This window comes from Rhizobium tumorigenes, from assembly GCF_003240565.2.
Taxonomy (GTDB): Bacteria; Pseudomonadota; Alphaproteobacteria; order Rhizobiales; family Rhizobiaceae; genus Rhizobium; species Rhizobium tumorigenes.
In genome coordinates this window covers 3,603,829-3,626,557 of sequence record NZ_CP117255.1, presented here as the reverse complement: position 1 = coordinate 3,626,557, position 22,729 = coordinate 3,603,829, and the positions used below count along the sequence as shown (strand labels likewise).

Annotated in this window: 16 protein-coding genes; 14 read left to right on the top strand and 2 right to left on the bottom strand. The window is 60.7% G+C overall.

Annotated elements, in window-relative coordinates; all coding sequences use genetic code 11:
* Positions 1-28 precede the first annotated feature (28 nt).
* A complete protein-coding gene (locus PR017_RS17570; protein ID WP_111216320.1) occupies positions 29-904 on the top strand; it encodes an FkbM family methyltransferase in 876 nt (291 codons plus the stop codon).
* Positions 905-907: 3 nt separating this feature from the next.
* Here the strand turns inward: PR017_RS17570 and PR017_RS17565 are convergent, their stop codons facing one another.
* Positions 908-1,387, bottom strand: coding sequence for a class I SAM-dependent methyltransferase (locus PR017_RS17565; protein ID WP_111216318.1), 480 nt, complete (start codon positions 1,385-1,387; stop codon positions 908-910).
* 156 nt (positions 1,388-1,543) lie between these two features.
* Between PR017_RS17565 and PR017_RS17560 the strand changes: the two genes are divergently transcribed.
* The 12 genes from PR017_RS17560 (at position 1,544) to treY (ending at position 20,315) form a co-directional block, all read left to right on the top strand.
* The gene (locus PR017_RS17560; protein WP_111216316.1) at positions 1,544-2,725 is read left to right on the top strand and encodes a DUF3095 domain-containing protein; all 1,182 of its coding nucleotides are present in this window, start codon (positions 1,544-1,546) and stop codon (positions 2,723-2,725) included.
* Between the two features lie 167 nt (positions 2,726-2,892).
* The gene (locus PR017_RS17555) at positions 2,893-4,233 is read left to right on the top strand and encodes an adenylate/guanylate cyclase domain-containing protein (protein ID WP_111216314.1); all 1,341 of its coding nucleotides are present in this window, start codon (positions 2,893-2,895) and stop codon (positions 4,231-4,233) included.
* A 154-nt stretch (positions 4,234-4,387) separates the two neighbouring features.
* Positions 4,388-6,274 carry an ABC transporter ATP-binding protein gene (locus PR017_RS17550; RefSeq protein WP_111216312.1) on the top strand — a complete coding sequence of 629 codons (1,887 nt, stop codon included), beginning with the start codon at positions 4,388-4,390 and terminating at the stop codon, positions 6,272-6,274.
* A complete protein-coding gene (locus tag PR017_RS17545; RefSeq protein ID WP_111216310.1) occupies positions 6,268-8,187 on the top strand; it encodes an ABC transporter substrate-binding protein in 1,920 nt (639 codons plus the stop codon). Before PR017_RS17550 ends, PR017_RS17545 begins: the two co-directional genes overlap by 7 nt.
* Positions 8,180-9,178 (top strand): ABC transporter permease, encoded by a 999-nt coding sequence (locus tag PR017_RS17540; protein WP_111216308.1) that lies wholly within the window; start codon positions 8,180-8,182, stop codon positions 9,176-9,178. The genes PR017_RS17545 and PR017_RS17540 overlap by 8 nt, the downstream gene beginning before the upstream one ends.
* Positions 9,179-9,207: 29 nt before the next feature.
* Positions 9,208-10,350: an ABC transporter permease gene (locus PR017_RS17535; RefSeq protein ID WP_161959283.1), complete on the top strand. Its 1,143-nt coding sequence runs from the start codon at positions 9,208-9,210 to the stop codon at positions 10,348-10,350.
* A 99-nt stretch (positions 10,351-10,449) separates the two neighbouring features.
* Positions 10,450-11,664: a glycosyltransferase family protein gene (locus tag PR017_RS17530; RefSeq protein ID WP_111216304.1), complete on the top strand. Its 1,215-nt coding sequence runs from the start codon at positions 10,450-10,452 to the stop codon at positions 11,662-11,664.
* A gap of 10 nt (positions 11,665-11,674) precedes the next feature.
* Entirely contained in the window at positions 11,675-12,940 is a 1,266-nt protein-coding gene (locus PR017_RS17525) for a glycosyltransferase family 4 protein (RefSeq protein WP_164498223.1), read from the top strand.
* The gene (locus tag PR017_RS17520; protein ID WP_111216302.1) at positions 12,937-14,067 is read left to right on the top strand and encodes a glycosyltransferase family protein; all 1,131 of its coding nucleotides are present in this window, start codon (positions 12,937-12,939) and stop codon (positions 14,065-14,067) included. The genes PR017_RS17525 and PR017_RS17520 overlap by 4 nt, the downstream gene beginning before the upstream one ends.
* A 171-nt stretch (positions 14,068-14,238) precedes the next feature.
* On the top strand, positions 14,239-16,956 hold the full coding sequence (locus tag PR017_RS17515; protein ID WP_111216300.1) for an ABC transporter ATP-binding protein: 2,718 nt from the start codon (positions 14,239-14,241) through the stop codon (positions 16,954-16,956).
* 36 nt (positions 16,957-16,992) lie between these two features.
* Positions 16,993-17,466: a Crp/Fnr family transcriptional regulator gene (locus PR017_RS17510; protein ID WP_111216298.1), complete on the top strand. Its 474-nt coding sequence runs from the start codon at positions 16,993-16,995 to the stop codon at positions 17,464-17,466.
* 200 nt (positions 17,467-17,666) lie between these two features.
* On the top strand, positions 17,667-20,315 hold the full coding sequence (gene treY, locus PR017_RS17505; protein WP_111216296.1) for a malto-oligosyltrehalose synthase: 2,649 nt from the start codon (positions 17,667-17,669) through the stop codon (positions 20,313-20,315).
* 22 nt (positions 20,316-20,337) lie between these two features.
* Here the strand turns inward: treY and PR017_RS17500 are convergent, their stop codons facing one another.
* A complete protein-coding gene (locus PR017_RS17500; RefSeq protein ID WP_164498222.1) occupies positions 20,338-21,480 on the bottom strand; it encodes a fumarylacetoacetate hydrolase family protein in 1,143 nt (380 codons plus the stop codon).
* A gap of 264 nt (positions 21,481-21,744) precedes the next feature.
* Here PR017_RS17500 and bcsN point away from each other — a divergent pair, with 264 nt between their 5' ends.
* Complete coding sequence (bcsN, locus tag PR017_RS17495) at positions 21,745-22,665, top strand: cellulose biosynthesis protein BcsN (protein ID WP_161959277.1); 921 nt, start codon at positions 21,745-21,747, stop codon at positions 22,663-22,665.
* Positions 22,666-22,729: the final 64 nt, after the last annotated feature.

Here is a 22,729-nt window from a genome sequence, read left to right as displayed (position 1 = left end):
GCCGGCGGCCGGTGTAGGGAAGGCAATGATGAGCCCTCTCCTTTGGATAAGCAAAAACTACAAGCGACGCCTGCGCAAGCTGCGCGACCGTCTGGCGACGCGCATATTCGACATGCCGTTCGGCCGCAAGCTGCTGATCGGCGGGATAGGGCCGCGGGTTTTGACGCTGACGGTAGACTGCGGCGATCACATCATGAGCGTTTCGCCATCGGACTATATCGGTCGCAAGGTGTTCCGGAAGGGACATTTCGAGCGCGACCATGTCGACCGCCTGCTGGCTGTATTGCGCGAACGCGGATTGCAGCGCCGCGGCGATGTGCTGCTCGAGCTGGGCGGAAATATCGGCACGCAGACCATCTATTTTGCCCTGAGCCAGGCCTATCGCCGGATCGTGACGGTCGAGCCGGACCCGCGCAATGTCAGGCTGCTCAGCTGCAATATCAGGCAGAACCAGCTCGACGAACGCGTCACGCTTGTCAATTGCGCCGCAGGGGATCGTACGGGCAACCTCGAATTCTTCCAGCACCACAGCAACCATGGCAAAAGCAGCGCCCTGAGCAAGGCCGGCGGGTCCTTGAAAATCTCGGTGCCGGTCAAGCCGGTGGCGCAGATTCTCGAAGAGGCCGGCGTGGCGGTTAGTCAGGTCGGGCTGATCTGGATGGATATCGAGGGCTACGAGCCCGTGGCGTGTCGCTCGATGCACGCGCTGATGGCCCGTCGCGTGCCGCTCTACATGGAGTTCACGCCAGCATTCTACGGGCCGGAGCAGGCTGCAGAATTCAAGCGGCAGCTGGCCGGCTTCTACCAGACCTGCATCGTCTTCAGCGAAGACCGGCAGATCGACATGCAGGTCGATGAGCTGCCGGTTACCGGCGAACAGTTCGACGTGCTCTTTTACGGCTGAGGCTTATCTGCGGCGATAGATGAAATAGCGATCCTCATGAATGCCGTCCGGCAGCGGAAGCGGCTGCAGTTCGGCGTGGACAAGCGGCAGGCCGCTGGCTGCCACGCCACCGGACCTCAACACACCGGCCATCAACTGCGGCAGCCAACGCAGCGTGATCTCGTCCCGGTCTGGGTAGCCGGTACCGATATCGGCATGGGCGAGTGCCGCATCGACACCGAGAAATGCCTGGGCCGTCTGCTGGATTTCGCCGAGCACCAGATCTTCCGGCGCCGGCATCGAATGGGCGGAGGCGTTGGCGGCGCGGTCGAAGGCAATGATGCGACGACCCGGGAAACGCTCCCTCAGGTGATCGAAGGTGCGCCCGTTGCCCAATCCCAATTCGAGGATCGGGCCTTCGAGAGCGGCGATATCTCTGGTAAGATGATCGAGGATATCGCGCTGGGCGCTCAGGCGTCGAATGAAGCTGTCAAGGCGGCTCATGGTCGGGAATTTCCAGGATTGGCAATTGGGTTCGTCCGCCTAGCAGGTCAGGAAGGCCCCGTCGACAGGGCAACTGCGTTTTCGATCTGTCGCGCCGCGTGCAACTCATCCGTCACTGCACTCGTTCAACATAAAGGGATATGGTAGGGATGGATTATGGACGATTTGACACATGATGCGTTCTTCAGTGCCCTGCCGGTTTTCACCCGTTTCGAAGGGGTGACGGACGACGGCAACTATAGTCCCCTACCCGACGACTGGTACTTGGCGCTGGCCGATATCGTTTCTTCGACGGAAGCGATTGCAGCCGGTCGCTACAAGGCCGTCAACATGGCCGGTGCCAGCGTTATCTCCGCCGTTCTCAACGCACTCGGACGCGCCGACTATCCTTTCGTCTTCGGCGGAGACGGGGCGTGCATTGCCATTCCGTCTGCCGGCCTCGAGCGCACACGCCAGGCGCTGGCCTCTGTGCAGTCCTTCGTGGCCGCCGACCTGCACCTGAGCCTGCGATGCGCGCTCGTGCCGATGGCCGACATCAGGGCACAGGGAATGGACGTTAGGGTGGCGCGCTTCAGCCCAACGGATTTCGTCTCATACGCCATGTTTGCCGGCGGCGGCACCACTTGGGCCGAGGCGCAGATGAAGACCGGTAACTACGGTGTCGAAGCCGACCAGACCCAGATGCGTCCGGACCTTACAGGTCTCTCCTGTCGCTGGAACCCGATCGAGGCGCGCAACGGGGAAATCGTCTCCGTCATCGCGGTGCCGGATGCGCGCGGCCATGGCCGGGAGTTCCAGAGCCTTGTGGCTGGCATCATTGCGATCGTCGCCGAGCAAGGTCGCGACGGCCATCCGGTGCCCGTCGACGGCCCCAACCTCGGTCTCGCGCTTGGCGGGGTAGCGGACGAAGCGCGCGCGACCGCCTTGGACGGACGGATATTGCGCCGCAAACTTGCCATCGCCGCACAAATCAGCCTGACCATCGCCCTGCATAAGCTTCGGCTGACACTCGGGTCCTTCAATGCACGCCGTTACAAGCAGGACGTCGCGGCCAATTCCGACTTCCGGAAATTCGACGACGGCCTGAAAATGACGATCGACCTCGATGCCGACCGCCTCGCACGACTGGGGCAAATCCTGAAGGAAGCGGAAGCCGCGGGCATATGCCGCTACGGATTGCACCGGCAGGCCTCGGCCCTGATGACCTGCTTCGTGCCAACGCCCCTGTCGCGCGACCACATGCATTTCATCGATGGCGCCAATGGCGGCTACGCAATGGCTGCCGCGGATCTTCGTGCCAAGCAGCAGTCTGGGGCTGAGATGCCAGCTGGAGGCTAGTCGGCTCTCGCACCGGGCCCGGCCTGACGCTGTTCGTCCGGTGGAACTGCGTTTTACGCGACGGACGTTGCCATGCCCATTGCCTCACTCTGAAATGTTCTTATCTGCCTGGGTAGCAGTTGCGCCTTCCGACTGGGCAGCTGACGCCAATCCAGAGAACCGGTTGCATGACGAACTCCTTTTCCAGCGTCTCCGACATTTTTCTCGACAAGGTGGCGGAGTGGCTGACGCAAGCGGCGCTGACGGGTGAAAACCTCGAGAACGTCGTGCGCGGTTTCTGCGACCGTATTTCCGCATCCGGCCTGCCGATTGCCCGTGTGCATCTGACGTTTTCGATGCTGCATCCACTTTACGATGCGCTGGGCTTCACCTGGCGTCGCGCAAGCGGGCTGACGATCGAAGGCTATCGCCATTCCGGCGAAAAGCCGGAGCGGTTCCTGCAAAGCCCCTATTACCATCTGCTGACCAGCAATCTCGACTACATGCGCCGCCGCATCGACGGCGACGGGCCGCTCGACTTCCCGATATTCGAGGAACTCCGCAAGGAGAAAGTTACCGACTACATAGCCTTCGTGCAGACGTTCGGCGACGGCTCGGCGCAAGGCATGATGGGTTCGTGGGCAACGGACGGCGCCAGCGGCTTCAGCGAAGAGATGATCGGCGCCCTGCTGCGGATGCAAAACCATCTGGCGCTGGCAGCCAAGATGGCGGTGCTCGGCAAGCTCGCCAACAATATGCTGACCACCTATCTCGGAGGCGATGCGGGCAGACGCGTGCTGAACGGCCAGATCCGGCGCGGCGACGGCGAGACCATTCGTGCGGCTTTGGTGATGGGAGACATGCGTCAATCGACGGTATTTGCCGAGAAAGAGGGGCGCCAGGCGTATATCGACACGCTGAACGCGTTCTTCGACGCGATAGCCGCGCCGTTCAATCGGAACGGCGGCGAAATCATGAGTTTCCTCGGGGACGGATTTCTGGCGGTGTATCCCTGCGACAGGCACAGGGACCCGTCCAAGGTTGCCTGCCGGGCAGCGCTTGCTGCGGTCGCGCAGGCGCAGATGCGTGTCGCGCAACTGAACGAAGATCGCCTGTCTCGAAAGCTAAACCCGATCCGCTATGGCATCGGCTTGCATGTCGGCAATGTTATGTTCGGCAATGTCGGCCTCAGGGACCGGCTGACGTTCTCCGCGTTCGGCTCTGCCGTCAACGAAGTACAACGACTGCAGTCGCTGACCAAGAAGTATTCCCGCGAAGTGGTCGCCAGCAAGGCATTCGTTGGCTATAGCGGCGGCGATTGGGTAACGCTTGGCGAAGAAAAGCTTCGCGGCGTAGGCCAGAAACTGACTGTACTTCATCCGAAGCCTGTCGTTACATCGCAGGGTGATCAAGATGTTTTCTACGATGCCGCGACGGACGGGTTATCCGAGGCAGAGCAAGTCATTCTTCTGCATCGTGACGCCAAGAAACAGGATATCCGGCGGCAACCCGGAAAAATCGTCCAGTAGAGCCAAGCATAAGCTCCTTCGCGCCATTCCGATAGGTATCTGAAGACGAACCAGATTTCTGTCAGGAGACTGGAACCGGCTAACTGGACACCCGTTATAGCCTACGTTAGTGTGCCGGCGCGGGTCACAGGTGATACGGGGAAATTCTTTTTGCATGGCGCCTGAGACGGACTTGCTGCGTATCGAAAATCTCGACGTGTCCTTTTCGCTCTATGGCGATAGGCTGTCCGTCGTCAAAGGCGCCAGCCTCCGGATCTTGCCGGGCAAGGTGACCGCCTTGGTGGGCGAATCCGGATCCGGAAAGTCGATCATAAGCCAGGCAATCATGGGCATTTTGCCCACGCCTGCTACAGCCTCCGGCAGCATCTTGTTCACCGACCCAAAAAACGGCCTCACCACCGACATTTTGAGCCTGTCTCGCGACAGTGCTCCCATGCGGGCGCTGCGTGGCGGGAGGATGGCGACCATTTTTCAGGAGCCGATGACGTCGTTGTCGCCGCTTCACACTGTCGGCAACCAGATCAGCGAAGCGCTTCGCATCCACAGCACTGCGACCAAAGAAGAGCAGCGCCGCAAGACCGAAGAAATGCTGGAGCTGGTGGGCTTTCAGGATCCAAAGCGCACCTTCAACATGTATCCGTTCGAGCTTTCCGGCGGCATGCGCCAGCGCGCAATGATCGCCATGGCGCTGATCTGCAGCCCGGCGCTGCTGATCGCAGACGAGCCGACGACGGCCCTCGATGTGACCATCCAGGCACAAATCCTTACCCTGCTGCGCGATCTGCAGAGCAAGATGCAGATGGCGATGCTGCTGATCACCCACGATCTCGGCGTGGTCGCAAACATGGCCGACGAGGTTGTAGTCATTTACCACGGCGAGGTGATGGAGGCCGGTCCCGTGGAGACAATCTTCAGGAACCCGCAACATCCCTATCTGAAGGGGCTGATGTCTGCCGTACCGCATTTCGACATGAAGCCCGGCGAGCGGTTGAAATCACTGCGCGACGTGCCTGTCAACATCGATACATTCTCCTCAAAGCGCAAGAGCGAGCCCGCAGGGCCGGAAGTGCTGCTGACGGTGCGCAATCTTGCCAAGACCTACAAGACCAAGAAACGCGGCCTTTTCGACAGGGGTAGCGGTTCCGAGATGCGTGCTGTCGACAATGTCAGCTTCGACATTCGTCGCGGCGAGTGCCTCGGACTGGTCGGCGAAAGCGGCTGCGGCAAGACCACCGTCAGCAAGATATTGATGCGCGCCGTGCAGCCGGACAGCGGTACTGTCGTTTTCAACGACGGCCACGGCGACGTCGACGTGCTGTCCGTGAGCGGCGACGAACTGATGGAAATGCGCACCAACATCCAGATGGTGTTCCAGGATCCGGTTTCGTCGCTTTCGCCGCGCATGACCGTGCGCAACATTCTCAGCGAGCCTCTGGAAATACACGGTCGCGGCGACAGCGCCGACCGGAAGCAGAAAGTCTCGGCGCTGATGCGCGCGATCGGCCTCGACGAACGCTACCTCAGCCGCTATCCACACAGCTTTTCCGGCGGGCAGCGCCAGCGTATCGGCATCGCCCGGGCACTGGCACTCGGTCCGAAGCTGCTGATCCTGGACGAGCCGGTCTCGGCGCTCGATGTTTCCGTGCAGGCGCAGATTCTCAACCTGCTGAAGGACCTGCAGAAGGAACTCGGGCTCACCTACCTATTCATCTCGCACAATCTGGCCGTCGTCGATTACATGGCCGACCGCATTGCCGTGATGTATCGCGGACGCATCGTCGAGATTGCGCCCAGGGGCATCATCCTGCGCGATCCGGTGCATCCCTATACCCGTTCGCTGCTGTCCGCTGTCCCCTTCCCCGACCTCGACCGTCCTCTGGATTTTGCCGGGCTGCAAGCAGTCGGCCCGAGTTCGAAGCGGGACTGGGGGCCTAATTTCGCTGAGGCCGAAGGCGAGGAACTTGCCTACGCAGATCTCGGCGATGGCCATTTCGTCCGCGCCCATCGCGACGCCAACATCCAGGAATTGCGCACGTGGTAACCCGTCGGACGTTCCTTGGTGCAATCGCATCGACCATGCTGCCGGCGTTTTCGGCGCGCGCTGCAGATCGCGATATCGAGCCGGAATATCTTCGGCCTTGGCTCGATGCAGCCCAGATGCCAGCTATGGCCGACCGCCTGCCGGACCGCCCTAGGGTCATCCAGCTAAAGGCGATGGGGCGCCAGCCCGGCCAATATGGAGGCTCGGTGCGGACCATCATCGGCGGGCAGAGCGATCTCCGGTTCATGACGATCTACGGCTATGCGCGACTGATCGGCTATGACCAGAAGTTGCAGATGCAGCCGGACATCCTCGAATCCTACGACATCGAAGACGACCGGGTCTTCACCTTCCACCTCCGGCCCGGCCATAAATGGTCGGATGGCGCGCCGTTCACCGTCGACGATTTTCGCTACTGGTGGGAAGACGTCATCCTCAACAAGCAGCTCACTCCGGGCGGCGGTGCTCTGGAACTGAGGCCGCATGGCAGCCTGCCGAAGTTCGAGGTGATCGATTCCCTGACGGTGCGTTACTCCTGGGACAAGCCGAACCCCAACTTCCTGCCGATCATCGCTGCCCCGCAGCCGCTGGTGCTTGCCGGCCCCGCTCACTACCTCAAGCAGTTCCACAAGAAATACCAGGACGAGATCAGGCTGTCTTCGCTCATGAAGGAAAATCATGCGCGCAAGTGGCAGGAGATGCACATCAAGATGGGTCGAGCATACCGTCCGGAAAATCCGGCCCTGCCGGTGCTGGACCCGTGGCACAACACCACCGCACCACCGGCCGAGCAGTTCGTTTTCGAGCGCAACCCGTATTTCCACCGTGTCGACGAGAACGGGCGGCAGCTTCCCTATATCGACCGCTTCATTTTGAATGTCAGTTCGTCGTCGATCATAGCCGCCAAAACCGGTGCCGGCGAAAGCGACCTGCAGGCGACCGGCATCGATTTTGATGATTATGCGTTCCTGAAAGACGCCGAAAAGCGCTACCCGGTGAAGGTAAACCTCTGGAAAATGGCGCGCGGCTCCCGCGTGGCGCTGTTGCCAAATCTCAATTGCGCCGACAAGGTCTGGCGCGATGTTTTCCGCGACGTCAGGGTACGCCGGGCGCTGTCCATGGCGATCGACCGCCATGAGATCAACATGGCGGCTTTCTATGGCCTCGGTGCCGAAAGCGCTGACACCGTGCTGCCCGAAAGCCCGCTCTTCAAGCCGGAATACGCCAAGGCGTGGGTGAACCACGACCCGGCCCAGGCCAACACCCTGCTTGACGCCGCTGGCCTCGACAAGCGCAACGCCGATGGCCTGCGCCTGCTGCCAGACGGGCGGCCGATGGAAATCACCGTCGAGACGGCGGGCGAAAGCTCGCTCGACACCGATGTGATGGAGCTGGTCACCGACCACTGGCGGAAGATCGGCATTGCCGCCTTTACCCGCTCCTCGCAGCGCGACATCTTCCGCAGCCGCGCGATGGGCGGGCGTATCATGATGTCCATCTGGTACGGGCTGGATAACGGCGTACCGACCGCAGACATGAACCCCGGCGAACTGGCCCCCACGATGGACGACCAGCTTCAATGGCCGCTCTGGGGCATGTATTACCTGTCCGGCGGCAGCCAAGGGGTTGCCCCCGATGTTCCCGAGGCTGCGCAGCTGAACGAGCTCCTGGCACAATGGGGTATCGCAGCGTCGTTCGAGGAACGAACGGAAATCTGGCAAAAAATGCTGGCGATCTATACCGAGCAGGTCTTTTCGATCGGCTTGATCAATGGCACCCTGCAGCCCATCCTGCACTCCAAGCGGTTGCAGAACGTGCCTGAAAAGGCGCTCTACGGCTTCGACCCGACATGCTTTCTCGGCATCTACATGCCCGATACCTTCTGGCTGACGGAGGACCATCCCCGTGCTTAGATATATCGTCTGGCGCATTGCCGTCATGGTTCCGACGCTTCTAGTCATCTCTATGCTGGTGTTCACCATCATCCAGTTGCCACCGGGCGACTTCTTCGAAAGCCAGATCGCTGAACTGCAAGCCCAGGGCGAGACCGCCAACCTTCAGGAAATACAGGAGCTTCGCAAGGAATACGGCCTGGATAAGCCGGTGGCAGTCCAGTACGTCTATTGGGTGGCCGGCATGTTGCACGGCAATTTCGGCTATTCCTTCGAATATCAGCTGCCGGTATCGCAGGTGGTCGGCGACCGACTGTGGCTGACCATCCTCGTGTCGTTCACCACCATCCTGCTGACATGGTTGATCGCGTTTCCCATCGGCATCTATTCGGCGACCCATCAGTACAGCTGGAGCGACTATAGCCTGACGTTTTTCGGGCTGCTCGGGATCGCCATTCCGAACTTCATGCTGGCGCTCATCCTGATGTATTTCGCCAATGTCTGGTTCGGCGTCTCCATCGGCCACCTTATGGATCAAAAATATCTGTCCCAGCCGATGAGCTGGGAGAAGGCGAGTTCCATCCTCTCGCATCTGTGGATCCCCGTCGTCATCGTCGGCACGGCCGGTACCGCCGGCATGATCCGGAGGCTGCGCGCCAACCTGCTTGACGAGATGCAGAAGCAATACGTCATCACCGCGCGGGCCAAGGGTCTTCACCCGCTGCGCGCGCTGATCAAATACCCGCTGCGCATGGCCCTCAACTTTTTCGTCGCCGATATCGGTTCGATCCTGCCGTCGATCATCTCAGGCGCTGAAATAACAGCGATCGTGCTGTCGCTGGAGACCACCGGGCCTATGCTGATCAAGGCGTTGCAGAGCCAGGACATGTATCTTGCCGGATCGTTCCTGATGTTCCTCGCCGTACTCAATGTTATCGGCGTGCTGATTTCCGACATAGCCCTTGGCTTTCTCGACCCCCGTATCCGCTTGCAGGGCAGGAGCATCCGTTGACCTCATCCTTGCCAGAACCCGGGGCGCCGATGCAGCATTACGTCTCGACGGCACCATTCGACCCGATGCAGTTCGAGGCGATGTCGGCCGGCCAGACGCGCTATCACATGGCGTCGCAAAAGCAGCTTATGTGGTGGAAATTCAAGCGCCATCGGGTGGCTGTCGCCTCCGGCATATTCCTGCTTTTCCTCTACGGCGTCGTTATCACCGCCGAGTTCATTGCGCCCTATGGCCTGCACACGCGCAATGTCGACTTCATCCATGCGCCGCCCCAGGCGGTCCACATCTTCCATGACGGAAAGCTGGTGGCGCCCTTCGTCTACGGTCGCAGCATGTCGCTCGATATCGAGACGTTGCGCAGGTCCTATACGGATAAGCCTGACGACGTGCAGCCGATCCGCTTCCTCTGCCGTGGGGATGCCTATAATTTCTGGGGCGCCATTCCCTCCAACATCCATCTGGTCTGCCCGGCTGTGGGCGGGCAGATGTATCTGCTGGGAACAGACAGGCTCGGGCGGGACGTGTTCTCGCGGATCATCTACGGTGCACGCATTTCGCTGACCATCGGCCTGATCGGCATATCCATCAGCTTCATTCTCGGCATCGTGCTCGGCGGACTTGCCGGTTATCACGGTGGCTGGTTCGATCTCCTGGTGCAGCGGGTTATCGAAGTTCTGCAATCGCTACCGAGCCTGCCGCTGTGGATGGCGCTGGCGGCGATCATGCCGGTGACCTGGAGCCCGATCCTGGTCTACTTCGGGATCACCATCATTCTCGGCATTTTGGACTGGACCGGGCTTGCGCGCGCTGTCCGCTCAAAACTCCTGTCGCTGCGCGAAGAGGATTATGTGCTGGCGGCACAGCTGATGGGCGCCAAATCGCGACGCATCATCGGCCGGCATCTCGTACCAGGCTTCATGTCGCACCTGATCGCCACCGCGACGATTTCGATCCCGAGCATGATCCTCGGCGAAACCGCGCTGAGCTTTCTGGGACTTGGTTTGCGACCACCCATCACGAGTTGGGGTATCTTGCTGACAGAGGCCCGAAGCGTCAGTGTTATCGCCTTTTATCCTTGGCTTCTGTTCCCGATGATTCCAGTAATTCTTGTGATACTTGCGTTCAATTTTCTGGGAGATGGCTTGCGCGATGCTGCCGATCCCTACAAATAGCGTGTGGTGCGGACGCGAAACAGCGCGCGCCGCGCATGACGGCATTGGCTCCCTCTTGCAAACTAACTGCGAAAGACGTTTGGACTTGAGGTTTTGCCCATGAAACGGCGCGTTGAAGATGCACGCATACTCATGTACAGCCATGACACATTCGGGCTCGGACACCTGCGCCGCTGCCGGACGATCGCACATTCGCTGGTTGGCGACTATCGCGGGCTGAATGTCCTCATTATTTCCGGCGCAACCATCGCCGGGGCATTCGACTACCGTGCCCGCGTCGACTTCGTTCAGGTGCCGAGCGTCATCAAACTCAAGGACGGCGAATACACCTCGATGTCCGGCGACGTCGACCTGAAAGACACGCTGAAGATGCGCCAGGCGATCATCCGCCAGACGGCCGAAAATTTCCAGCCGGACATCTTCATCGTCGACAAGGAACCGCTCGGTCTCAAGGGCGAAGTCGAGGACACGCTGCAATATCTCAAGGCGCGCGGAACGACGTTGGTGCTCGGCATGCGCGATGTGATGGATGCACCACATCTGCTTGATGCCGAGTGGAAGAAGAGCAACATGCTGGAGAAGATCGACCAGTATTATGACCGGGTGTGGGTCTATGGGCCGCCTGATTTCTATGATCCGCTTCTCGGCCTCGACGTTCCCGCCGGCGTACGACGGAAAATGGACTTTGTCGGCTTCCTGCAGCGCAGCGTTCCGCAAGGCAAGAAATCCGAGCACGTGCCGGATGAGGACTACATTCTGGTGACAACAGGCGGCGGCGGCGATGGCGCGGATCTCGTGCGAGATATCGTCAACGCCTACGAACAGGATCGCTCGCTGCAGTACAAGACGCTGATCGTGCTCGGACCCTACATGCCGGCCCGTGAGCGGACCGAACTTGTCGAGCGTGCCAACAAGATCAGTTGTCTCGAGGTGATCGAGTTCGACAAGCGCATGGAAGAACTGATCGATGGTGCGACAGCCGTGGTCGCCATGGGTGGCTACAACACCTATTGCGAAATCCTGTCTTTCGACAAGCCGGCGCTTATCATCCCGCGGACGCGACCGCGCGAGGAACAACTGATCCGCGCCCAGCGGGCGAGTGCACTGGGACTGGTCGACATGCTGCTTCCAGAAGAGTCCGAGGACGCATTGCAGTTATCGGCAGCCTTGAAGAAGCTGGTCAATCGTGCACCTCCATCGAAGAGCGGCGAGAAAAACATGCGGCTCGAGGGTCTCGTCAATATCTCGCAGATCGTCGGCGAGTGGCTCGACGGGCGGGAGAGCTATCCCTCGCTTTCCGTCGTCGGTGAGTAGAGCGCAGCCATTGACTATCCGAAAGAAAATTCTGGTCGTCCTGAAGGGCTATCCCCGGCTGTCGGAAACGTTTATCGCCCAGGAACTGCTTGGGCTGGAACAGGCCGGTTTCGACCTGACGCTGATCTCGATGCGCCGTCCCACCGACAAGAAGCGGCATCCGGTCCACGACGAGATCAAGGCGCGTGTCGTCTACCTGCCGGAATATCTGCACGAGGAGCCGTTGCGCGTCGTCAAGGCGCTGCTATCGGTCAGGCGCCGACCCGGCTTTCGGCCGCTGCTGCGCCAATTCTGGACCGACCTGAAGCGTGACCCGACGCGCAACCGATTTCGCCGCCTTGGCCAGGCCATGGTGCTGGCGCATGAGTGGCCTGACGGAGCCGAGTGGCTACATGCCCACTTCATACACACCCCCGCCTCCGTAACCGCCTATGCAAGCATTCTCACCGGCACCCCCTGGACCTGTTCGGCGCATGCCAAGGATATCTGGACATCGCCCGACTGGGAACTGACCGAAAAGCTCGGACAGGCACGATGGGCCGTGACCTGCACTCATAGTGGTTTTGACCACATGCGAACTTTGACCCCGTTCAAGGAGCGTGTGCACCTAAGTTACCACGGCCTCGACCTCGCCCGTTTCAGCCCTCCGGAAGTTGACCATTCCGACCGCAACGGCAGCGATCCCGCTGCACCGGTGTTGCTGCTCAGCGTCGGCCGCGCCGTCGAAAAAAAGGGCTACGACGTGCTGCTGCGGGCGCTGGCGCTGTTGCCGGAGACGCTTCACTGGCGTTTCGAGCATATCGGCGGCGGCGACCGGTTGCCCGACCTTAAGGTATTGGCGGACAGTCTCGGCATTGCCGACCGCATCATCTGGAAGGGTGCGATGGCGCAGGAAGAGGTGCTGGCACACTATCGACGTGCCGATGTGTTCGCGCTTGCCTGCCGCGTTGCTGCCGACGGCGACCGCGATGGGCTGCCGAACGTGCTGGTCGAGGCCTCCAGCCAGCGTCTCGCCTGCATCTCGACGCGGGTCTCCGGCGTTCCGGAACTTTTGATCGACGGCGAGAATGGGCTGCTGGTCTCTTCCGAAGACCCAACCGGCCTGGCACGGGCCCTGGAAACCGCAATCCGCGACCCTGCCCTGCGCCACCGTCTGGGTTTGGCCGCAGAGCGGCGGGTGCGCGAGAACTTCGACTATCATTCCAGCATCCGACACCTCAGCCGGCTGTTCGAAGAGGAATGGCAAAAAGACGACAACCGGAAGTATTCGGCGTGAGCGGACCAAAGGTATTCTTCTACGTTCAACATCTGCTCGGCATCGGCCATCTCGCCCGTGCAAGCCGCATTGCGAATGCGCTCGCGCGTCGCGGCTGCAGCGTTACGCTGGTGACCGGCGGTTTGCCCGTTGCTGGATTTCCGGGTGACGATGTCACATCAATTGCCCTGCCTCCGGTGGTGGCTGCGACATCGGGATTTTCGGGACTTGCCCACAAGGATGGCACGCCGGTCGACCAGGCATTCCTGGACCACCGCCGCGACCGGCTGCTTGCGACCTTTCATGCGACGCGACCGGACGTCGTCATCATAGAGGCCTTTCCGTTCGGTCGTCGGCAAATGCGGTTCGAATTGCTGCCGCTGCTTGATGCCGCCGAGACTGCAAAGCCGCGGCCAAAGCTTTTCTCATCGGTGCGCGACATCCTTCAGCAGCAGAAGAAGGCGGGGCGCGACGCTGAAACCGTTGCCACGCTCAGTGCACATTTCGACGGCGTGCTGGTCCATGGCGATCCCCGTTTCGTACGTCTTGAGGAAACGTTTCCATTGGCCGCCGATATCGCCGGCAAGATACGCTACACCGGACTTGTGGCACCGGCGATGCCACCGGAGCCGGTCGAGGTCTTCGATATCGTTGTGTCTGCCGGCGGCGGCGCGGTTGGTCGCGACCTCGTCCGCGCCTCTCTCGAAGCGGCGAGACGCGTCGCGACCGAGCGGCGCTGGTGCCTGATCGCGGGGCCGAACATGCCCGAGGCGGACTTCATGGCCCTTCAGAACGAAGCTCCAGCCAATACACAGCTGGTTCGTTTTCGCAGCGATTTCCCGTCGCTGCTGCGTGGGGCCGAGCTATCGATCTCGCAGGCGGGGTACAATACGGTCTGCGACCTGCTGGTCACCGGCTGCCGCTCTATCCTCGTACCGTTCACCGCCGGTGGTGAAACGGAGCAATCTGTCCGCGCAGAACGGCTGGAGGCGCTCGGTCTGGCGACGGCTTTGCCGGAGGCAGGGCTTACGGCCGAGATGCTGGAGCAGTCCGTTGCAACAGCACTGCAGAAACCAAAGCCGGCTTCGCATTCTATCGACCTGGATGGCGCCGAAAAGACGGCTGTTATCGTTCAAGATGCCGCCTGACCGTTGCAGCTTTGACCTCGTTTTGCAGACTGTTGTGATATAAGCTTGAAGGCGGGGAATCGGAACGGATCGCCGCCATGGCATTTCGCATTCCGAGCGACAGGGAAAAGCGGCATGCGAGAGAGCAAGACGAGCGTGGCGACCCCCGAATTTAGAAGCATGCGGTAAGCAATGGAAAAAAGCCTCGCCAAATATATCTGGTCGAACACGCGCCTCGAGCAGATATGGATCCTGCTCGTCGTTGCCGCGTCCATGGTGCCTTACTTCCTGTCCTTCGACCTGCCAAAGCAGATCGTCAACGGCCCGATCCAGGGCAAGGGCTTCGAGGGCGAAGGCGCCACGCAGTCCTTCATGCATATCGCCTACGACATCCCTTTCGTTGGCCATATCGAGGTGTTCAAGGGCCTGAAGCTCGACCGTTTCGAGATGCTGATCGCGCTGAGCCTGGTTTTTCTGGCGCTGGTGGTGCTGAACGGTCTCTTCAAACTCTACATCAATACCTACAAGGGCAGGCTTGGCGAGCGCATGCTGCGCCGCATCCGCTTCGAACTCGTCGATCGGGTCCTGCGTTTTCCGCCTTCGCACTTCAAGCGCGTCAAGGCTGCTGAAATCGCGACGATGATCAAGGACGAGGTAGAGCCCCTCGGCGGCTTTACCGGCGACGCATTCGTACAGCCTGCGCTGCTCGGCGGCCAGGCGGTCACCGCGCTGATCTTCATCATCATGCAGAATTTCTGGCTCGGCATGATCGCTGCCAGCATCGTCGCGGTCCAGGCGATCATTATTCCCCGTATGCGCAAGCGACTGCTGGAGCTTGGCCGCCAGCGCCAACTGACGGCGCGCGAGCTTTCCGGCCGCGTTGGCGAGATAGTCGATGGCATCGGCACCATCCATGGCAACGACACTTCCAACTTCGAAAGGGCTGATATCGCCGCGCGGCTGGGGCTGATCTTCTCGATCCGCTATGACCTTTACCAGTGGAAGTTCCTGGTCAAGTTCATCAATAACTTCCTGGCCCAGGTTACACCGTTCCTGTTCTATTCGATCGGCGGGTTTCTCGCCTTGCAGGGGCGCCTGGACATCGGCCAACTGGTGGCAGTCATCAACGCCTACAAGGATCTGCCAGGACCGCTCAAGGAACTGATCGACTGGGACCAGTCGCGTCAGGATGTGCAGGTAAAATACAATCAGGTGGTCGAGCAATTCAGCGTCGACAGGCTGATCGACCCGCGCGTGCAGGTCATGGACCCCAAATCTCCGACACGGCTGGAGCATGCGCTTGTCGCCACCAACCTGACAATCAGCGACGACAGCGGCGCCCGTGTTCTCGACCATATCTCGCTCGAGATCCAGCCCGGCGAAACCGTGGCGATCGTCGGCGAGAGTGGCAGTGGCGGCGAGTATCTGGCGGAGGCCTTCGGACGGCTGGTCTGGCCGGACAGTGGCAAGGTGACGGTCGATGGGCACGACATCCTGGAATTACCCGAATCGGTAACGGGCCGACGCATCGCCTATGCCGGCTCGGACACCTACTTCTTCCACGGAACGTTGCGCGACAACATTCTCTATGGCTTGAAGCATGCCCCGCTGACGACCGTCACCTATGAGGGCGAGGCGGCGGTGCGCAACAAGTGGGCCATTTCGGAGGCCAAGCGAGCCGGCAACCCGTCTCTCAGCCTCGACAGCGACTGGGTCGACTACACATCTGCCGGGGCGACCGGACCGGACGATCTTTACAGCGTCATCCGACCGGTGCTCGATTCGGTGCTGATGTCGCAGGATATTCTCGACATGGCGCTGCGCTCCACGGTCGATACAGAGACGCACAAGGACCTGACCGAACGGATCGTCGAACTGCGCCACGCCCTCATCGAACGGCTGAAGGAGCAGGATCTCGACGGGCTGGTCGTGCCGTTCGAATTCACCGCCTACAATACGCAGGCGACGGTAGGTGAAAACCTGCTGTTCGGCACGCTGAAGCGTCCGCTGATGACCAACAGGAAGCTTGCAGCCCATCCCTATTTCATCAAGCTCTTCCAGGACAGCGGCCTGAATAGCGAACTCTACGACATGGGCATCGAGATCGCCGAGAACACCGTCGAGTTGTTCAACGACCTGCCGCCGGACCATCCCTTCTTCCAGCAACTGACCTTCATGACGGCGGACGACATTCCCGACTATCAGGCCCTGCTGCAGAAACGGGGCGGCCGCAACTTCGAGACGGCGACACCCGAAGAGCGGGCATCGATCATTCGTCTCAGTTTCTCCTACATCGAGCCGCGTCATCGCTTCGGTCTGCTCACCAAGCAGTTGATGAACAAGATCGTCGAGGCACGTACGGAGTTTCACAAGCATATCCCGGCCGATCTGAACGCCGTCATCGAACGCTACGATCCCGAGCGCTTCACGGCTTCGGCCACATTGATGGACAACGTGCTGTTTGGGCGCATCGCCCACCAGCAGGCCGATGCGCCTGAGCAGATCCATGTGATCATGCGGGATCTTTTCGACAGGCTCGGCCTGCAGGACAGCGTATTGGCAATCGGCCTCGATTTCGACGTCGGCTCCGGCGGCAAGCGCCTGACCAACGTCCAGCGCCAGAAGCTGAACCTTGCCCGCGCGCTGCTGAAGCGCGCAGACTATCTGATCTTTAACAGGCCGCTGGTTGCACTCGACCATCGCATCCAGGACCAGATCGTCCGCACCGTTCTACGCGACATTGAAAACAGCGACCACAACCCGGCAATCATCTGGGTTCTGTCGAATGTTGCGCTGGCGGAGCAGTTCCATCGCGTCCTGGTATTTCAGGGCGGCACGCTGGCCGAAAGCGGCACAACCGAAGATCTTTTGCAGCACGACGGGATGTTCAAAGAACTTTTATCGTTATAGGCTATCTGGCGGCTGTGATCCCGGGGTTGAACGCGCATGCTGTTAAGAGATGAAGTCGAAATGTTGCGGCGAGTGCCGATTTTCGCACGCATTGCGCCGGCGAAGCTGAAACTGCTCGCCTTCACCTCCGATCGCGTCAGCTACCGTGCTGGCCAGATACTTTTCCACCAGGGCGATCTCGGCGACGCTGCCTATGTCGTGCTGGCAGGAACCGCCGATATCCTGGTCGATACGCCGACCGGTGAGATCAAGGTGGCCGATGTCGACGTCAACTCGATTGTCGGAGAAATCGCCATACTCTGCGACGTCTCCCGTACTGCGACCGTAAAGGCCACCTCGAATGTCGAGGCACTGCGGATCAGCAAAGAGCACTTCCTCAAGCTGCTCTCCGACTTCCCCGAAATGGCCGTGGATATCATGAGAGTGCTGGCCGACCGCCTCAACCACACCACCGCAGAACTGACCGCAGCGCGCAGCCAGCCGGCATTGCAACCGGCACCGACCCACTAGGCAGAGGCGCCCTGCGCCACCCCGCATCGTCAGTGGACGGAACTTATTTTGCTTCCGCAAGTTTGCAGGTCGAGGCTTCACCGAGAGGCTAAGGGCATTGCGTTGCCGGTTAATTCGTTTTCATGCGGCCTGAAATCGGCTCCAGGAACTTAATTGCTGACCACGCCACCCGACGGCCTTCCCAATTTGCCAGGTATCCCATGACATTGCCCAACTCTACCTACCGCATCCAGTTTCGCGACGGCATGACTTTTGACCATGCCCGGAAAATGGTTCCTTACCTCCGCCAATTGGGCATCAGCCATCTCTACGCGTCCCCGATCTTCACCGCGACCAAGGGTTCCACCCACGGCTACGACGTCACCGACACCAACGAGATCGATCCCGCGATTGGCGGCCGCGAGGGGTTCGACAAGTTATCGAAGGCACTGCGGGAAGCCGACATTGGCCTGCTGGTCGACATCGTTCCGAACCATATGGCCGCCTCGCTGGAAAATTCGTGGTGGCGCAGCGTCGTCGAGTGGGGTGAGGAGAGCCCTTTCAGCCAGCATTTCGACATCGACTGGCGCCGTAAGCTGACGTTGCCAATCCTCGGCAAGCCGCTGCAGGACGCGCTGGAGGCAGGCGAACTGAAGCTGACGGTGGACTCGGATGCCGGCACGCTCACTGTTGCCTACTACGAGCAGCGGCTGCCGCTGTCGCCGAGCACCTATGCCGCCGTCCTATCGCGACTTGATCTCCCGGTCGTCGCCGCAATGTGCACTCTCGCGTCTGCTGCAGATCCACAGCGGGAGACGGAATTTCGCCAGAGCATGCGGGACATGGTATCGGGCGAGACGGCGGACATAAACAAGGCGCTCGAGCAAAAGTTCAGCGACCCGGCTTCGCTTCAGGCCGTGCTGGATGAGCAGCCCTGGCGGCTGATCTATTGGAAGGACGCACCGCGCGAGCTCAGCTATCGTCGCTTTTTCGAGGTGACTGGCCTTGTAGGCTTGCGCGTCGAAGACCCGGCTGTTTTCGACGATGCACATCGATTGACACTCGAACTGGTGCGCAGCGGTGCAGTCGATGGACTGCGGCTGGATCATATCGACGGGCTGGCAGATCCGGCCGGCTATCTCGAGCGTCTGCGAAGTGCCGTCGGTGAGGATACCTATATCGTCGTCGAGAAAATCCTCGCCGAAGGAGAGACGCTGCCAGAGGCGTGGCCGATCTCCGGAACCACAGGCTATGAATTTATCACCACCTTGCCCGACGTTCTGGTGAACACGTCCGGAATGAAGGCAATCACCGAGACCTATCGGGAAATTGCCGATGGTGAGCCGGAATTTGCCGAGGGCGCGCTGGCTGTCAAGGCGATGCTTGCCCGGAAAAACTTCGCTGTTGAAACCAACAATTTGCTGCAGCTGCTTCTGAGTGTCGGAGCTATCAATGGCGACGTGCCCGAGCAAGCGGCACTGGAACAGGCGCTGGTATCTGTGCTTGTCGCCTGCCCGGTGTATCGCACCTACGGGACGGATGGCGCCCTCGACGCGGCCGATGGCGCGATGTGGAGCACTATCGTCGAAACTGCGGGCGGCTCATCCGAAAAGCCGGACCACGCCGCGTTGTCCTTCGTCGACAAGGTATTTCAAGGCAATGTGGCACCGGAGGCCAAGGCGGATGCGCTCGAATTCCGACGACGCTTCCAGCAATTGACGGGGCCTTTGACGGCGAAGTCTATCGAAGACACTATGTTCTATCGATATAACCGTCTGATCGGCCTGAACGAGGTCGGCGGCGAACCTGCCGCCAGTGAATTCGGCCTCCAGCGCTTCCACCATGAGATGGCCAAGCGGATGGAGACGCAGCCGGCCGGCCTCTCCGCAACCTCGACACATGACACGAAACGCGGCGAGGACGGGCGGGCGAGGCTCTATGCGCTTACCGAAGCTCCGGAGGCATGGCTGGATGGCGTGGAGCGCTGGCGCAAGATCAATGCAGCCACCGTCGCTTCCCTGCAGGGTGGCGCCGCGCCGGAACCACGGGTCGAATGGATGCTCTACCAGGCGCTCGCCGGCGCCTGGCCGGCCGACCTCGCGCTCGAAGCGCCTGCTCCGGCCGACCTGCCCGACCGTTTCATTGCCTATGTCGAGAAAGCGCTGCGCGAGGCCAAGCAGCGCACCAACTGGGGCGAGGAGGATGGTGCCTACGAGGACGCCGTAAAGGCTTTCGCGGCTAACCTGCTTGCGAGCGACAATGCGGCTTTCCTGCAGGACTTCCGCAAGACACTGCAGCCGTTCGTGCGGGCGGGCCTATTTAACGGCCTGACACAGACGCTCATCAAGTTGGCAGCTCTAGGGATACCCGACGTTTACCAGGGCGCCGAGCAACTGGATCTCAGCCTCGTCGATCCCGACAATCGCCGCCTGCCAGACTATAAACGCCTGGGTGAGGACCTGGCCGTGCCTCTCCAGACACGCGATGAGGGCGCGCTTGCCCGGGGACTCTTCAAGCAGCGCCTCGTCCAGAAGGGCCTTGCGCTCCGCAACGCCGAGCCAACGCTGTTTGCCAAAGGCGATTATCAGCCATTGGCCGTCACCGGTGAACGCGCCGACAACGCCATTGCATTCCTGCGCAGCCACGAGAACAAAATGGTCGTCGCCATTGCTCCTCGGCTGGTTTACGGACTCGGCGAAGGCGAATGGCCGTGCGGCGATTACTGGGGAGGCAGTGCAATAGCCTTGCCCGAGCGCGCTGTCGGCAGAGTGCGAAATGTCATGGACGGTACGGTCCACGAGACAGGCCAGCCGCTGAAACTGGCAGCCCTGCTGGCCACTTCACCAGTGGCGCTGCTCGTCTCCGAATAGCTGCAACGAGCGAGGGACTTTCCTAGAGCAGGCCCCTCGAAGCCAGATTGCGCATGAGCTTTGTAATGCCCGAGGTCCAGGGCGGGCAATCGGTCGACAGCATGACGCGGTTGCGAAGTGCGCCCAGCTTGTCGTTCGAAATCGTGACGACATCGCCGATCTTGTGCGTAAAGCCCTGCCCCGGCACGTCTCGGTCCTCGACCGGCGCGAAAAGCGTCCCCATGAACAGCACCATTCCGTCGGGATACTGATGATGCCGCCCGATTGTTTGGGAGACGAGATCGAGCGGATCACGGCTGATCTCCTTCATCGAACTCTTGCCGTGCAGCACGTAGCCGTCCTCTCCCTCGATTGTGAGATCGAGGTCGGCGTTGCGGACGTCGTCGATGGAGTAGGTATCGTCGAACAGGCGGACGAACGGCCCGATCGAGCAGGAAGCATTGTTATCCTTGGCCTTGCCGAGCAGCAGGGCAGAGCGGCCCTCGACGTCGCGCAGGTTGACGTCGTTGCCGAGCGTTGCGCCCTTGACGCGCCCCTGGCTATCGACGACCAGCACGATTTCCGGCTCTGGGTTGTTCCATTTGGAAATGGGGTGCAAGCCGACATCGGCACCGTGACCGACGGAGGAAAGCACCTGCGCCTTGGAAAAGACCTCGGCATCAGGACCGATGCCGACTTCCAGATATTGCGACCAGACGCCATCCTCGATCAGCGCCAACTTGACCTTTGCGGCCTCCGGCGATCCCGCCTTCAGATTGCGAAGGCTGTCGCCGATTATGGAGGTGATGCGGCCGCGAATGCTGTTCGCCAGATCCGGATTACCGGCAGCGCGCTCCTCGATCACCCTCTCCAGCATCGAGCGGGCAAACGTTACGCCACAGGCTTTGACGGCCTGCAGGTCGATCGGCGCCAGCAATGTGTGGGGCGAATTGGCGTCGGCCGAAAACAGCGCCGCGAGGCTACCGACAGCTTCACCTGCCTGCGTGCTTAGAAAAGCGACGGGATCGTCCATTTCAAGAAGGGCAGAGACGGTCGGAATATCTCGTGACGTGACGTCATAGACAGTGCCGTCGCGGATAACGACAACGGATGGACCGTCCTTGGCCGCATCCCAGATACGCCCGATGAAGCTTCCCGCTTCGAACATGCCGATATCGCCTGCCATTTTACCGTCTCCTGCCCTGATTTTTTCTGATCGCGCGCCGCACTCCCGGGCATCACGCGATCCCGAGGGCATGTTCTTCATCCACGCTGGCTTGTCAATTGCCGCCGGAAAGGCACGCGCGGCAGAAGATTTCATTCTCGACCGGGCCCTTCAGCGCATCCACCAATACCCGCAAAACGATGTTCATGTTGCTTATGTAGCGCATTTGGCTATTTCATGCGCATGGTCCCTCGTTCTCTGATTCGGCACGTCGCGCCGTCACGCATGACAAAAAGTGTCTATGGCGCGTTGTGGCTCACGGCGGCGCTGGCTATGTCCGGCTGCGCGTCAAGGGATGGTATCCGGGTTCCCGGTCCCGCGGAGACGGTGACGAGCGACAAGGCGTTTGCGCTGCCACCTCCGGGTGGTCCGTCGATCGTCAACGTCGTGCAGCACTCCTACAACAACGCCGTCCAGCAGGACATCTACCTGTTTACCTCGGCCGCAACCTCGGGACAGAACGACCTGCAGGTGACGTTCTTCGGGCCGGTTGGTCTCGACTACGACAATCGCAAGGGGCTGGGCTATGCCTCGATCCGCGACAGCACGGTCGACAGGGACATGCGTCGTGCATTGCCTGGCGTGGCGATGGTTCGGTCCGGTATTTACGTCCAGAACAACTACGGACCGTTCGGCTATGCCACGGGCAAAAGTGCGCAGGGAGACACCTGCCTCTATGCCTGGCAGCAGGTGCGCTCCAGCGACAATGCTCGTGGTGCTTTCCAGAATCGCGGCACCGTGCAGGTCCGGCTGCGACTTTGCGACACCCATGCACCCGCCGAACAACTGCTTCGTGTCATGTATGGCTACACCATCACAGGCACTTTCCCGGCGCCCGGCTGGAACCCGTATGACAGCGCTCCGCCGGTCGATCCGACGCTTGGCCGCACCGGCAATCCGATCTACCCGGTGGTATCGCCTACGAGCGCCGGCCAGTTACCGGCCGCTTTCCAATTGCCGGCGGCATCACCTGGCATCGCACCGCAAAGCCCGCGTAGGGTAGAGCTGCGCGCAGCACCGCGTCCTGTCGCGCAACAGCAGGCACCCGCGCCGGCGCCCAGGGGGCCGGTCGTTCCGTCGCCGATCGGCCACGACAAAAGCAGCACGACAGCGGCTCCGGCGGTCATTGTGCCTGCCCCTAACTAAGGTCTTGCGATTATATCGATCAAGAGACGAGTAGAATGAACGGTTTGTCAACCATCCGGTGTCA